Annotated in this window: 10 protein-coding genes; all 10 read right to left on the bottom strand. The window is 36.7% G+C overall.

Annotation, left to right across the window (positions count from 1 at the left end; genetic code table 11):
• Positions 1-28: 28 nt before the first annotated feature.
• The 10 genes from J2W95_RS00595 to J2W95_RS00550 all read right to left on the bottom strand — a co-directional run bounded on the left by J2W95_RS00595 (position 29) and on the right by J2W95_RS00550 (position 14,951).
• Complete coding sequence (locus J2W95_RS00595; protein WP_310002859.1) at positions 29-643, bottom strand: DUF2306 domain-containing protein; 615 nt, start codon at positions 641-643, stop codon at positions 29-31.
• Between the two features lie 131 nt (positions 644-774).
• On the bottom strand, positions 775-2,490 hold the full coding sequence (locus tag J2W95_RS00590; RefSeq protein ID WP_310002857.1) for a tetratricopeptide repeat protein: 1,716 nt from the start codon (positions 2,488-2,490) through the stop codon (positions 775-777).
• Between the two features lie 12 nt (positions 2,491-2,502).
• The gene (locus J2W95_RS00585; RefSeq protein WP_310002855.1) at positions 2,503-2,658 is read right to left on the bottom strand and encodes a serine hydrolase; all 156 of its coding nucleotides are present in this window, start codon (positions 2,656-2,658) and stop codon (positions 2,503-2,505) included.
• Between the two features lie 350 nt (positions 2,659-3,008).
• Positions 3,009-3,899, bottom strand: a complete 891-nt coding sequence (locus J2W95_RS00580; RefSeq protein WP_310002853.1) for a gliding motility protein GldB-related protein — start codon at positions 3,897-3,899, stop codon at positions 3,009-3,011.
• Positions 3,900-4,374: 475 nt separating this feature from the next.
• Positions 4,375-5,802: a rubredoxin gene (locus tag J2W95_RS00575; RefSeq protein WP_310002851.1), complete on the bottom strand. Its 1,428-nt coding sequence runs from the start codon at positions 5,800-5,802 to the stop codon at positions 4,375-4,377.
• A gap of 90 nt (positions 5,803-5,892) precedes the next feature.
• Positions 5,893-9,408, bottom strand: coding sequence for a molybdopterin-dependent oxidoreductase (locus tag J2W95_RS00570; protein WP_310002849.1), 3,516 nt, complete (start codon positions 9,406-9,408; stop codon positions 5,893-5,895).
• Between the two features lie 302 nt (positions 9,409-9,710).
• Positions 9,711-11,189, bottom strand: coding sequence for an MFS transporter (locus J2W95_RS00565; protein WP_310002847.1), 1,479 nt, complete (start codon positions 11,187-11,189; stop codon positions 9,711-9,713).
• Between the two features lie 253 nt (positions 11,190-11,442).
• Entirely contained in the window at positions 11,443-12,102 is a 660-nt protein-coding gene (locus tag J2W95_RS00560; protein WP_310002844.1) for a response regulator, read from the bottom strand.
• 385 nt (positions 12,103-12,487) lie between these two features.
• Positions 12,488-14,239 carry a type IV pili methyl-accepting chemotaxis transducer N-terminal domain-containing protein gene (locus tag J2W95_RS00555; protein ID WP_310002841.1) on the bottom strand — a complete coding sequence of 584 codons (1,752 nt, stop codon included), beginning with the start codon at positions 14,237-14,239 and terminating at the stop codon, positions 12,488-12,490.
• A gap of 124 nt (positions 14,240-14,363) precedes the next feature.
• Positions 14,364-14,951 carry a DUF4202 domain-containing protein gene (locus J2W95_RS00550; protein ID WP_310002839.1) on the bottom strand — a complete coding sequence of 196 codons (588 nt, stop codon included), beginning with the start codon at positions 14,949-14,951 and terminating at the stop codon, positions 14,364-14,366.
• Positions 14,952-14,965 lie beyond the last annotated feature (14 nt).

The following is a 14,965-nucleotide window of genomic DNA, read 5'->3' as shown; positions in this document are numbered from 1 at the left end:
AAATATGAAAATTACACGTAAATAATTTTTATGTTTTTTGAACAGCAAACCGTCTTGTTATTAGACTTGCAAAAATTAAATTTGGAATCCAACATAGCCAAGCTACCATAATATAGGCCTTTACAAAATCACCATAAATCATTGTCAAAAGTGGAAGCCATATTCTTAATGTTACGGCAGCAAAACAAGCAGCATAACTATAAACCATCATCTTTTGATGTTGTTCAATTTGTTTGTCTTTGATGTATAAATAAGCTTTTAAAGTTGTGTAAAACCAAATAATTCCTAAACAAATAAAGCCTAAGGAACATACAAATCCACCAGTTGCAAAGAAGGCAATATAGATACCTGTTATTGAGCTAAGAATAACCGAAGCGAGATAAATTTTGCCAATTTGCTTATGTAAAGTAAGGTTCCATTTCCTGATTTTTGAACTGAATTGTGTCCATCCGATGAGTAAAGCAACTCCTCCTAAAATTATATGAATATAAAAACTTATGTTCCAAAAAGTATCTGTCAATAACTCAGCAGATTTTGAACTTAATAATCCAAATTTCCTGTCTATCAAAAAATAAATACTTGGATAGAGTCCAATTACAATTGCAAATACTACTAATACAATCCATAATCCTTTTTTTAGCATAATCCTGTTTGGTTAAATAGCCATCAAATAAGGGCTTGGGACTAAATTAGTATTATTTTTTGGTTTAACCAAGTTCTCATCCTGTTGCTCGTTTGCAAGACGGATCATATAATTAGATAGTCATAAAGGTTTCATAATATCCTTGAAGACGTAATTTGAATATCAGCATATTTCCAAGCTTCGTTAAAGCGAATCTTTGTTTCTTCGTATCTTTTCTTATCGCCAAGCTTTTCGTAGGCATTCATTAGTCCTTTTAAGGCCCAACCGTTATTGCGGTAGTTCTTTAAATCTTCTTCATATATTTTTACGGCATCTTTATATTTCCCTGCATCAATCAAAACAGCACCTAAATGATGGCGAACAGAGAAAAACCAATCCGGCGGTTCATTATAATTTAGTGCGTTTTCTTTTGCGACAGCTTCCTTCAAAAGTGAAATTGCCTTGGTATAATTTTTTTCGTAGGCATTAATTTCTCCTTCCAAAGTTTTTGAGGCTATTTCGCATAAGTCATATACACGGTTAATATTCCAAATTGTCAAATCTTTTATCTTGGGATTGACCATTATTTTTCTCATCGAGGCAAGATGTTTTTTTGCTTCGGCTGGTTGATTTTTAGAAAGCATTGCCATTCCTTGTGCATAATGCCAAACTACCGATGGATATTCCAATTCTTTTGCAGGGGCAGAAGATTTCAGGATAGCTGCCCATAAACCAAGTTTTGTCTCCACGTACCAGGGAATTGAATAATAATGTTGTAAAGTGGCCCACGCTGGATCTAGCAATAATTTTTTGTGTGCGTGGTCGGCTGTTGCGTGCGAACCTTTGAGGGCAACTTTACTTTCTCCGCTAAGTGTGGCACAAGCCGCAATGAAGTGATAATTATGGGGGTAATAGGCGAGGGGATACGCTCCTTGGGCATGGCAGGCATCCACATAGGAACTGTCAGTTTCAACTGCTTTTAGATTGGTTGTGACACCATCATGATAACGCCCGTTTCTTATATAAATATGTGATGGCATGTGTAGTAAATGCCCCGAACCCGGAACCAAATCACGAAGTAAGTCGGCACTGGCTTCTGCATTTTCGGGCTTATGTGACATTTCTTCGGCATGTATATAAAAATGGTTTGCACCGGCATGTTTTGGTTCCAATTGTATACATTTTTTGAGCAAAGCTATTATTTCAGGTGTCCAAGGCTGAGGTGTTCCGTCTTTATTCCATAAATTCCAGGGATGCAAGTTCATTAATGATTCTGCAAACAGCGCGCCTACAGTTACATCTTTTGGATATTTTTTATACACTTTGCGCATAGCGACGGCATAAGATGAATCGAGTACAGAACGAACAATAGTAGTGTCGTTGGAATAGCGATATGTTAAGGCATCAATCAAATCCTTTTCTTTTTCAGAGCAAGAGGTCGAATATAATTTTGCCTTTTTTACAGCTTCGTAAGCTCTTAGAAAATTATCTTTCTCCATTCCGGCATTGTAATTTGGGCCAAGAACATAGGCAAACCCCCACCAACCCATAGCACATTTAGGTTCTTGTAGTGTAATCTCAAAAAAGGAGCGGGCAGCTTCCGCATGATTAAACCCAAAGGAAAGCATTAGTCCCTGATTGAAAAATTTTTGGACTTCTGTGTTTTTTGTCGAAATAGCAAAATGAAGACCATCTAACCCTTTAAATAAAGGAGCCTTTTTACCCGAGGAATACCAGTTTTTGTCTGTTACTTCAGGTGTGGTGCAACTATAGTTATTGGAAACAGACTTAGTTTCATTTGCTGTTTTATTTTTTGAACATGAACAGCAAATTAAAATAGAACAAAGTAAATAGTAACTGATTCGCATAATTCATAATTTTTAAAGGTATGAATTTACAAAATATTTGTACAGTGGTTCATCCAGTTTTAATTTTCTGCTACTCACTAGTTTTAGAGTAAGCATACTTACAATAGGTTTTGTAAGAGAAGCAACATTGAATATCGTATTGAAAGGAGCAGTGACATCCTTTTTCAATTCACCTTACACTTTTCTCTGTGTTAATTTGCCATCACTTATAACGCCTATTCCCAACGCTGATACTTTATTAATCTTTAGCCATTTTTCAATTGCTTCGTCATTTCCGAATATTGAATTGTTGACTGTATCATCAAATGTTTAAACTACTTTATTCTCAGATATATTGACCTGAGACGTTGCTGATATTTGAAAAAGAATGAATATAATGGAGATTAATAGCTTGTTCATACGTAAAATATTAAGGTGTTAAAATAGTTCAATCTTCTGATTTTTGAGACATTAATATTTAAATTCTAATAATCTGTATATTCCTTCTTGTGCTCGTCGCAAACGAGTACTAATGAGGATTATTTTATATATTTTTCTAAATAGCCACTTTCTTTTAAAAATCTGTCATAATCTTCTATGTTTAAAATATGATCGACGGCTAATTTTTTATTATCCGCTTTGTCAAAATAGGTTTTTACGATTTCGTAACCTATCCAATATCCTAAATCGTTTGGTCGATTATCTTTTCCGCTAGTTCCATAAAGCCAATCTTGAGTGTCATCTCGATACATTCGTTCTGCAAATTCTCTGCATAATTCTTTTTTGTGTTCATTTCCGTATTTGCTCGCTTCTTGATTTCCTTTTATTCCGGTAGCTAATTCTGCAATAAAATCAGCCATTCCTTCGAGTATAGATTGTTGAAGCAAATTAGTTTTTCCTCCTTTTGGCCATTTTTGTTGGAAATGAATAGATTCGTGAATTACTAACTCAGGAAGATGGTCTAAACTTGTCAGTTTTTCAGCCCCGATTAATAGTCCATTTTCAGAGGAAGTTCCTCCGCTATTGAAACGTCCAACGACAAAATAGACTGGTGGATAAACTGCATTTGGGTACCAATACTCTAGCGCATAGAAATAGGGTTTAATCCGTTTTTCTTGTTCCTTGATTTTGATTTCAATTCCCCTTATTTTTTCATAATCTTGTTTTCTTCTTTTTACCATATTTAGTAGAGAGTCCGCACTAATTATTCTATTGGGGATAAACCCTTGAAGTCCTATTGTCCCATTTTTGATATAGGTTTCAAAAGGATTTCCATTAGCATATTGAATCGAATCAAAAGCTTTCCAAAAATTCTGAATGTCGGAAGTTTCAAATTTAGCGTCTTGTGGGTCTTGTGGGAAATTTTTCTTTTGCCCAGCTACTTCTGTAAGACAGAATATTGTCAGAACTAATATTAATGTTTTATTCATTGTGTTGTGTTTTTAACGTGCAGGAAACTTGTATACATGTGTTACAAAATCACATCTATCCATCCTAATCTGGGTAGTTTTGTGTGATAAGTATCACGTTTTACTTTTTTCAAATGTAGAAAATAATAATTACAATACTAAAGGGTATAATTTCTGTTTATTAAAATGATTTTGTCTTGCAAATATCATTACGACGGACGCAAATATCACAATAACATATATTTACATTGTTTCAAAGGGCACTAACTTTACTGCATCTGACAGCTTTTTAGATGTGTTTTTTTTACTGAATTGGATTAAAGCAGTCAAGCCGCGAGAAGGATGGAAGCAAGTTACCGAAGTAACGCGGACAGCCTGACAGCATAAAGGAAATGGGCCGACTCACCACAATAGATGAGTTGGCCCATTTTCTTTATGGTGACTTGCCCAAACGAGTTTTAGCGAACTGATGAAGTAAATGAACTAAATGATTGGTTTATACTGTGGTTTCTGTCAATGGAATGAAGCTGCTTTTTTGGGCTTCACATAACGAACAGCAGTAATCTTCGGGGAGATCTTGGAAGAGTGTGCCTTTTTCGATGCCTTGAATTACATCGCCGTAATCCGAGTTATAGACTGTTAAGCATTCTGGACATTGATGAATGTCTTGTGCTTTGATTTCTTTTTTGGCACTGGTGTTTTCAAATTCAAGTACGCTGTTTCCTAGTTCACTAAAGTATTTTTTACTCAATTCAATAAGGATATTGGGAAGTTCAAGCTTGTCTACATCCTGCGCGTGTACGATGTATTCCTTGGTGTTGGGGTCAAAATTTTTGGCATACAAAATGTTGAAAGTATCTCGGATTTTGATTGATTCGAGGTCCTTTGGCGATTCATTTTTTTCGATAACTACCGAGGTGAAATAATGGCCGTCCCGATTATAGTCGGATAGCCCGAAGGTGAGTCCGTATGTGCTGATGTCGAACTGATCGAGGGTGCGCACCAGAAAAGTTTTGAGATTCAAAGCCCATTCCATTGCCACGGGCAAGTGCCAGTTGAGTTCCAGTAGTGAGTGGCGCACGTTTATTCCTTTTTTGCCAAGGAATTTTTCCCAGTCGAGTTTGCGGTCTTTGGGGATTCCTTTCACGATGAAGGATTTCCAAGGGGTGATACATATTTTTCCGATTTTGCAGTCGAAACATAAATCACACATTTCTTTTAGGAATTCCAAGTCGTAGAGATTGTTGCGCCAGTAGAGTCCGAGCCAATATTGGTCGATGCCAAGTCTGTTCATTCCTTCGTAATAGGGGAAGGGGTAAAACGGAATGTTTAGAGGCTGGTCGATGGTTCTGTTATTGGTGTCCAAATCGCCGAGGAGTTGGAAAATCATATCGACAGTATCTGGTTCTTCTTGTAGTGTTTTTTCGATTTCGTAGTAGATTTTGCCTATGTCCCAACTATAAATTAATACAGGGAAAAGTTCCATTTTGTCCCATTTTGGCAAGCGAACATATAGAAACCAATAGTCTTCGTGATGCGAAGCTATAAAGTTAATATGTCCCGTGAATAGTGGAACGAGCTGTTGTTTTGGGTCGGTTATGTTGACCTTGAGTTTTGGCTGTTCCTTGAATTGTTCCAATATGTAAAGGAATTTGTTTCCGGTCAGCCAAGGCGTATTCCTGAAAATATCGGTCGATACGTAGGAGGAAACGATGTTGTTGCCGCTTTTTTCGTTGGGTAAAACAAAATGATGTTTTCCAATTTTTTCGGGAGTGCTATTTTTGAATCCTTTTGGAAATATAATGTCTTGTCTGGAACCAAAAGAGAGGGCTTCAAGACCTTGCTCCAACGCCATATTTACAATTTCTCGTAATTCCCCCGGAGATATTACCCCGCCTTTTACTATGAGTCTTGTTAATTCCATTTTCTTTGAATTATAGTTATCTATACTCTATTTTCTAAAATCTGCAATCTGCTATCTAAAACCTGCCTTCTGCAATCTGTAATCTGCAACCTACTTCACCTTCGCCAATATCTCCTTCACCTCAGTTTTGCAACTGCCACAGCCGAGTCCTGCTCCGGTAGTTTTACAAAGTTCAGTAAAATTAGTAACGCCACTTTTAATGCATTCTTCTATATTTCCTCTTCCTACTTGACTGCAAGAACAAACGAGCTTTCCAATTACGGGCTTGGCTTCAGAGCCACTTCCTCTTAATAGTGTGTTTCGTTTATCAGCCAATTCGATTTTGCTTTCAATCATTGTTTTGAATTCGGCAAACTCATTTTTGTCACCCATTAGGATGGCTCCAATGAGTAAATCGTTCTTGACGATACATTTTTTATAATAGCGTTTTCCTAAGTCTGCAAAAACAATTTCTTCGTAGGAATCGTCATTTTCGGGCACTTCGATTTCACCAATAGAACAAAGATTAATGTCTTCCAATTTTAGGATATTCATCAGAACCGATCCTTTGTAAAAACTGCTAATATCACCAGCAATGAAATTAGCCAAAACATCGGCTTGTTCTTCAGCAGCAGAAGTGATTCCGAATAATTGGTTGTTGAATTCGGCAATTTCGCCTATCGCAAATACATCGGGATGGGAGGTTTGCAAGTACTGATTGACTTTTACGCCACGTCCACAAGCTAGTCCTGTTTCCTTGGCTAATTCTATGTTTGGAATGGTTCCAATAGTGTAAACAATGGCATTGGCGGTAATGATTCGACCACTTTTTAGGGCGATTTCCAATTCGTTTGCATTATCGGTTTCAAAAACGGTACTTACTTCATTATCAAAATAAATTTGAATATCTCTTTGCTGTACTTCTTCGGCCAATAACTTACTTGAGATTCTGTCCAATTGACGTTCCATCAATCGGGAAGCCCTTTGTATAATTGTAATTTTGACTTTTTTGTGTTTAAGGGCTGCAGCCAGTTCCAGCCCCAGTAATCCACCACCCACAATCACTACGTGTTGTTCTTCGGCGGGTAAATTGGTGCCATCCAGATAATATTTTAATTTGTCTGCATCGGTTTTCTTTCTGATGGTAAAGCGTCCTGGAAGATGTAATTGTGCATTTTCTGGGATAAAAGGGCGACTTCCGGTTGCCATAATCAACATATCAAATTGATGAACGGTGCCTCGGCAGTCGGTTATGGTTTTGTCGTTAGTACTTACGTTTTCAATTGCCACACCCGATTTCATCGTGATATTCAATTGGCTCATACCATCGCTCTTTATTTTCAAAAGACTTTCCCAAGTAAATTCTCCAGTCACATATTCCGGCAACAGAACACGATTGTAGAATGGGTTTTCCTCATTTGAGAAAACGATTATCTCATCGGTAGTATTGATTTCCCTGTAATTTTGAATAAAACGGAAAGCAGCAGCTCCGGCGCCAACAACGGCAATTTTTTGAAACGGTTTTACATATTTTTTTACAGCAACAATTGTATATTTAAAATCAGGCTCTTTCGAAATCGGATCGACAATGGTGTTGGTAAGATTATTGGTTCTATTTAAATCGTTGTCCAATTGTTTCCCCCAGTGCATCGGTAAAAATAAAACGCCTTCTTTGATAGTGTCGGTCACTTTTGCTTTCACCCGAACTTCACCATTTTTACTGCTTACTACAACAATGTCACCATTTTTTATTTTGGTTTTGTACGCATCGATTGGGTTGATTTCCAGTACTGGGCTAGGAGTATGCGTCATTAATCGGGACACTTTACCGGTTTTGGTCATAGTGTGCCATTGATCGCGAATTCGTCCCGTAGTCAATATAAATGGATATTTTTCTGAAGGTAGTTCTGATGTGTTCTCAATACTCGTTGGAATATTGAAAATAGCTTTTTGCGAAGGCGTAAAGAACTTTTTATCGGCAAATAATCGAGGTGTTCCCGGATGTCCGTAATCTGGAACAGGCCATTGGAAAGTGCCTTCGTTTTTTAGTCGGGAATAATTTAAATAGGAAACATCAATATTTGTGCCTTTGGTCATTAGGCAGTATTCTTTATAAATAGCTTCAGTGTTGTTGAAGTTGAAACCAGAGAATTTCATTTTTTTGGCAAAGTTCAGCAAGATTTCCACATCCGATAAGGCTTCCCCTGGGGCATTTATTCCTTTTGGCAAATAGGAAATACGTCGCTCCGAGTTGGTCATTGTCCCTTCTTTTTCCAACCATCCTGCGGCAGGTAACAATAAATCGGCAAACTTGGCGGTATCGGCATTATGGGAGATGTCCTGAACAACTACAAATTTAGCATTCGCCAATGCTTTTTCAACTCTTCTGGCATCTGGTAAACTCACCATCGGATTGGTGCAGATAATCCAAATCGCTTTCATTTTTCCTGATTCTAAGGCGTCAAACATTTCGGTTGCAGTCAATCCCGGTTTTTCAGAAATGGAATCGACTCCCCAAAAAGAAGCTACTTCCTTGCGATGTTCAGGATTGCTTAATTCTTTGTGAACAGCCAATAAATTAGCCATTCCGCCTACTTCGCGACCTCCCATTGCATTGGGTTGTCCTGTCAATGAGAAAGGCCCAGAACCTGGCTTCCCAACTTGTCCGGTTATCAATGAAAGATTAAGTAAGGCTGTGTTTTTATCAACCCCAATGGCGCTTTGGTTCAATCCCATAGCCCACATGGATATAAACCCTTTGGCTTTGCCAATAATATCGGCAGCCAAATGAATGTCACTTACGGAAACACCACACAATTTGGATGCTTTTTCATAAGAACTACCCATTACCATTTCTTTGTAAGCCTGATAATTTTCGGTATGGTTTCGAACGAAATCCGAATCAACGTATCCTTTTTCAATTAAACGTCTCCCGATGGCGTGGTACAAAACAATATCAGTTCCTGGAAGTATCTGTAAGTGTAAATCGGCTGCGATAGCAGAGTCTGTACGTCTCGGATCGACAACAATGATTTTTATTTTTGGGTTTTTCTCCTTGTGTTGTTCTATTCGTCTGAACAGAATCGGGTGACAAAATGCAGGATTCGCTCCCGTTATCAGGAAAGTATCGGCAAGTTCGATATCTGCATAAGCGATAGGAACAGAGTCCTCGCCAAAAGTTTTTTTGTAACCCGCGACGGCCGAGCTCATACAAAGTCTTGAATTGGTGTCTATATTGTTGGTTTTCAGGAAACCTTTAACCAATTTATTTACCAAGTAATATTCTTCGGTCAGACATTGTCCCGAGATATAAAATCCAACACTATCTGGTCCGTGTTTTTTTATAATTGAAGAAAAAACAGCTGAAGCGCGATCAAGAGCGGTGTCCCAGCTGACTCTTTCTTTTGGATGCGATTTGCTCCATCTCATTTCGGGATACAGTATTCTGTCTGAAGTATCATTTACTACATAATGCAAATTCATCCCTTTAGAACAAAGCATTCCTCTGTTCACGGGATGGTCTTTGTCGCCGGTAACCGTCACTCCATTTTTAGAATCATTTTTTACAATAATTCCGCATCCTACTCCACAATAGGAACACGTAGTTTTGATTTCTGTATTTTGCATTAGGTATGTCTTTGTTTATAAAGTAGTCTTGTATTATCATTTAGATGATATAACACAAACAAAAATAAGTAATAAATAAGTATTAATACGTATAAAGTTGATTTTATTTTAATGTTTAGCCGAATAAAATTAGAATGGTAAAAATCGGTTCCCTTTTTTGATGAATTGGGAGTATTGTGTGGTATTAGAGACTGATATTTATTTTTTTACAAAATTTAGAACTTAGAAGCTTAATAAAAAAAGCCACTCCCAAAATGGCAATTTTTGGGAGTGGCTATACAGAAGTAATTAAAAGGAAATTATTATTTTCGATCCATTTCTTTGGAAAGGATTGGCTGTTTTTCGTTCATCATTTTGGTTACCGTTACGTGCATCCATATCAAGCAAACTGCTGAGAACAGTAATATAAAAATCCAAGAACTAGACCAAATTCCAGTGGCAGTCAATAAATAACCGAAGATGATTGGCCCAAAGAAACCACCAAGACCACCAATCATTCCAACCATTCCGCCCACAACTCCCACTTCGGTAGGGAAATACTCTGGGATGTGTTTGTAAACAGCTGCTTTACCAATTCCCCATGAAATCCCGATAAGGATGACTAGTACTAGATATACCCACATATTGGCGCTAAAATGAATGGCAGTAACGCCTTTGGCAATAAGCTCTTTTTTCTTTACTTCCTGATTTTCGGCAACAATCACTTGTTGCCAAGAATTACGGGTTGGGAATATGGTGTTTTCAATAGGTTTATTCACTTTTGTAATAATCGGAAATTCTTTTTCTCCCACTTTCACAAGTGTATTCGAAACTGCAGTTATGATTCCTTTTTTGGTTGCCATAATGCCGGGGCCTGAGGTGGTGATGTCCATTTTTGGTATCATTAATAAGGCACTTAGGATTACTGAGGAACTCAATACCCAATACATTACTTTTCTTGCCCCGAATCTATCCGATAAAAATCCTCCAAAGGCACGAATCACCCCTGATGGCAAGCTGAACATCGTTGCAAATACCCCCCCCATAACCAAACTCGTTTGATATACATTCATAAAGTTCGGTAATAACCATTGTGAATAGGCAACGAAACATCCAAAGACCAAGAAATAGTAAGCCCCAAATCTCCAAACTCTTGTGCATTTTAAAGATTGTAGCATTTGGGGTACACTCTTGGTTTGGGTTTCATTTTTTTTGTTTTTGGTAAAAATTAAAAAAATAACTCCAATCACCAGCAATGCTATACCATATATAACAGGTAACATTTTCCAGCCGTTTTGTGGATCGGAAATAGAAAATTCATTCAATAGGGAAGGTGCCAAAAACGTAGTGATAGCAGCACCGGCATTTCCCATACCAAAAATACCCAATGCTCTTCCTTGCCATTCTTTTGGATACCAAATAGAAGTGAAACCAATACCAACTGCAAAACTGGTTCCAACCATACCGAAAAAAAAACTTAGCAATGCAAACATGAAAAAGCTATCTGCGAAAGGTAATAGGAACAAAGGAATGGAACAGAGCAGAAGTAATAAAGTGAATACGTATTTACCACCAAATTTATCGGTTAGCATACCTATTGGTAAACGCATTACAGATCCCGTTAAAATCGGAATCCCTAAAAGCCATCCTACTTGGACTACATCCCATTTGAAGATTCCGTTATCTACCAAAAAAGTGACAAGAACCCCATTGAGAGTCCAACAGGCGAAGCACACCGTAAAAGCTAATGTGTTTAAAAACAAAATGCGGTGCGATTGTGAGAGGGAGTTTGTAGTTGACATAATACTTGTTATTTTTATACAAAACTAAGTAGTATGTTCTAAAAAAAAACTGCGTTTACGCAGTTTTTGAAAAATAATTAAGTATTTATACGTATGTTTTAATTAAAGTAACTAAGTTGCTGAGAAGCTGAGTTGCTAAGTTTTTAAAATAGGAAACGCCAAATCACTAAGTACTGATCTAGCGTCGATATTTTTTAAACCTTTAACCTTTAAAAAAGTCTTAGAATCTCAGTAACTTAGAGTCTTAGCGTCTCTAAAGAAGCGAATACTCCGAAGCTTTATTGGAAAGTTCCATCAAGTTTTTTACTTTCAATTTTTTCATCAGATTGAAACGGTGTACTTCGGCTGTTCTTTTGCTGATGTCCAAGGCTTCTGCAATTTCCTTGTTTCCTTTACCTGTCAATAAAAGTTTTAGGATTTCTTTTTCCCTTTTGGTAATTATCTGATCTTCTCCTAAAGATTGTTTAGGTTCTGAAGAAAGTGTGGGATTGGTCAGTTGATTAATTAATATGGAAGAAATGTCACCACTAAAATATTTTCCTCCATTTGCAACGGTATGAAGAGCTTTTAAGAATTCTTCTTTGCTAGATCCTTTAAGTAAATATCCGTCTGCACCGGCTTGGATAGATTTCAATACGTATTCTTCAGATTCATGCATCGAAAGCATTACAATTTTTACCAAATTGTTTTTGCTTCTAAGTTGCTCTACGACTTCAATACCAGTCATATTTGGCATCCGAATATCAAGAATAAGTAAATCTGGTTGGAAACTGTCTATTAAAGATAAGGCTTCCAGTCCGTCTGTAGCTTCGCCTACAACAGTGATGTTTGCTTCGTTTTCTAATAAAGATTTTATGCCATCTCTCACAAATACGTGGTCGTCTGCAAGAATTACTCGAATTTTATCACTCATACGGTACTTATTACTCTTTAAGTATATTCATCTAATTTAGATGCTAAGATACGTATTTTTTGAAATTCTAAGGAAAAAAAATATTCAATGACAATTTCAATGACAATGGCAAAAGTCAATGGTAATTTTAATAAGAATATCAATTTCAAAACATTGTAAATAAACTAAATAGGATTCAGAAACGATTTAACCTCAATATTGTCATAAATGACAAACTAGGCGGTGACAGGTGCAAATAATCGTTACAAAACCGATAAATTTGAAGTTAAAGTTTGAAATTTGGAGTCGATCGTTAGCGAACAGGTGAAGCAATTTTAAGAAATTGATATTCTTATTAAAATTACCATTGACTTTTGCCATTGAAATTGCCATTGATATTGAAATTTTATATTGGAACATTAAACGTAATCCTAGTTCCTTCATTTGGAATAGAATTGAAGAAAACGCGACCGTTGATGTATTGGATTCTTTCTTTCATAAAGAGCATTCCCATCCCGGATTCACTGTTTCTCTTTTTTTCGACAGCATTAATGTCAAATCCTTTTCCGTTGTCGTCAATAGTGATGCTCAATAGAGTTGAGCTATGCGAAAGTTGTACTATAATATGAGTAGAGTCGGCATATTTGATCGCATTGTTGATGGCTTCCTGTGTCAATCGGTAAATATTGATTTCGATTAAAGAATCTAATCGGCTATTGAAATCGGTTTTGTTGTAAAAGAGAATATTTTTCCCAGTAAGTTTTGAAAGTTCCAAAGTAAGTTTGGCAAGAGCCGAATTGATTCCGTGGTCGCTCAGTTCTGGAGGCATCAAATTGAAAGTCGCGGTACGAACTCCTTTGATGATGTCAAGAGTCAGTTTTTTTAGGTATTCTATTTTTACGGTTGATTTTTCTTTGTCATCCAGATTGATGCTTTCGAGACTAAATTTTAATCCCGTTAGCATTTGTCCAATTCCATCATGAATTTCTCTTGCGATTCGGTTTTGCTCGTTTTCTTGGTTTTCGACAATCTTGCTCGAAATTACTTTTTGCTGGCTCAGTTTGTCGGCAACATTGGCTGTATTCAAGCGTTCCACTTCTTGAACTGCTTTTTTACGTTCGGTAATATCAAAACATATAATCAATAGTTCCGATTCGTCTTTTTTTATAGTAACTGGTACCATCGATAAATCTAGCCAAAGTGATTGTTCATTCCGTGTGGTGATGTTCAATTCTCCTTGCCAGCCTCTGCGGTGGTTTTCGAGTACGATACGGTCAATGAAGAGTTGTTCCTTTTCAACTGGAGTCAGCACTTGTCCAAATTTTTTATCCGAAAGGAAAGGATTGTATTGTATTAGTTTGGAGAATTTCTCGCCAATGTGAATGATGGTTCCGTCGGTGGCAATTCTGCAATAGAGTAGAGTATTTTCCATCGCATAATTGAGCGACTTTAATTCTTTTACGGAGTTTTCTTTGGCTTCACTGATGATTTCGGTGTCTTGTGCTAGTTTTATAGCTTTTCTTTCCGAAGATAAGAGGTTAGAAATTAACGATTCCACTTTTTTGTTGGTGGGTTTGAAAATGAATATAAATTCCAACAATAAAACCAATAAGGTAAAGGCTAGAATGGCATATTCCGTTTTGCTTTGAAGGGTTACTTTCTCGAGTGCTTCTTTATCATATTCGCCAACAATTTGGTTCATTTCCGAAAGAAAAACTGTTTCATTTTCAAGTATGGTCTGAACCAGTTTTAGGTTTTCCTCTTCGTTTATGTTTTGTTTTTTGTTTTCCAAAAAAGTACTGCTTGCCTTAAGCAAGCTATCGAAATTCGGCTTTATATTTTCGAAATATTGGGTTAGAATGGGATTTTTTTCTTTAGAAAAACCCAAGCTGTCATTTCCGTTTGCCAAGGAATAATGATTGGATTTCCATTCGGATATAGTCTCTGAAACTTTATCGATTTGTTTCTTTTTTTGCAAAGAATCAGTAATGAAATTAAGAATCAAAATCTCCTTAGTCAATTTTTGGCTGAGCATTCTTTGCTTCCCAGAAATGTTTATTATTTTGGAATCGCTTAGCTGGTTGTTTAAGTTGTATTGAATGAGGAGCTGGCTCAAAAGTATGGCTACGGCAATCGTAACTAAGGCGAATAGATACATTCGCCTTAATTTTATAAATGAAATTTTATCTAAAGAGACTTTGGATTTTTTTTTCATATAGAAGACCGTAACTGTTTTTTAGACTTGAGTTTCAGTTTTTTAGTTACCAATTTTAAAGAGTAATCTACAATCCCAAAGAATCTTTGATTAATTGAAGGTTTTCTGGAGTATAGTTGATTTTTAATGCTTCCTGATGTCCTTTCTCCGACATTTTATTCCAAGTTTTCAAAATAATGTTTTTCAGTTTTTCGGTGTCGTGTTTGTGGACAAAAGGATCCAAATAAAATTCTAGAAACACTAAACAAATAACATCTTCCAACAGCTGAGTTTCCTCATCTTTTTTAAGTAATTTTTTTTCAATCAAAAAAGAAACGCGGTCAATGAAATCATCTTCGTAACCTGCCTTTTTTAAGATATCGGCAGTCATTTTGGCGTGGAATTTTTTTAAATCTTCTCGCCATTTCAAATATCCCACACGATCCATAGGATAGGATTCTCTTGCTATTTTCCAACGGCAAATATGTTGAGCTTTGGCTGCTATTTGTACGGCTTCCGAAGCATCTGGCTGAAAAGCGATTAGCCTTTCATACATTCTTTCAGAATATAATAACTCTTTTGGATAGGTTACGTCTTGGTAAATTTCGCTGTTTGGATCGGCTTCGTTTTCGGAATCAATCCACGCGCTGGCGTTTAAGAAGGGGATAGTTTTCATTTGGAATAGTATAT

Origin of the sequence: Flavobacterium granuli (assembly GCF_031456055.1) — a bacterium.
In the GTDB taxonomy this organism is placed as follows: domain Bacteria; phylum Bacteroidota; class Bacteroidia; order Flavobacteriales; family Flavobacteriaceae; genus Flavobacterium; species Flavobacterium granuli_A.
The sequence above is the reverse complement of the archived record's forward strand: the minus strand, read 5'-3'. Positions and strand labels throughout refer to the sequence as shown.

What these genes read in the sequence shown, in the direction of transcription:
- J2W95_RS00555 (WP_310002841.1), bottom strand. Translation starts at nt 14,239, where the DNA reads ATGTATCTATTCGCCTTAGTTACGATTGCCGTAGCCATACTTTTGAGC.
- J2W95_RS00570 (WP_310002849.1), bottom strand. Translation starts at nt 9,408, where the DNA reads ATGCAAAATACAGAAATCAAAACTACGTGTTCCTATTGTGGAGTAGGA.
- J2W95_RS00550 (WP_310002839.1), bottom strand. Translation starts at nt 14,951, where the DNA reads ATGAAAACTATCCCCTTCTTAAACGCCAGCGCGTGGATTGATTCCGAA.
- J2W95_RS00565 (WP_310002847.1), bottom strand. Translation starts at nt 11,189, where the DNA reads ATGTCAACTACAAACTCCCTCTCACAATCGCACCGCATTTTGTTTTTA.
- J2W95_RS00560 (WP_310002844.1), bottom strand. Translation starts at nt 12,102, where the DNA reads ATGAGTGATAAAATTCGAGTAATTCTTGCAGACGACCACGTATTTGTG.
- J2W95_RS00595 (WP_310002859.1), bottom strand. Translation starts at nt 643, where the DNA reads ATGCTAAAAAAAGGATTATGGATTGTATTAGTAGTATTTGCAATTGTA.
- J2W95_RS00575 (WP_310002851.1), bottom strand. Translation starts at nt 5,802, where the DNA reads ATGGAATTAACAAGACTCATAGTAAAAGGCGGGGTAATATCTCCGGGG.
- J2W95_RS00590 (WP_310002857.1), bottom strand. Translation starts at nt 2,490, where the DNA reads ATGCGAATCAGTTACTATTTACTTTGTTCTATTTTAATTTGCTGTTCA.
- J2W95_RS00580 (WP_310002853.1), bottom strand. Translation starts at nt 3,899, where the DNA reads ATGAATAAAACATTAATATTAGTTCTGACAATATTCTGTCTTACAGAA.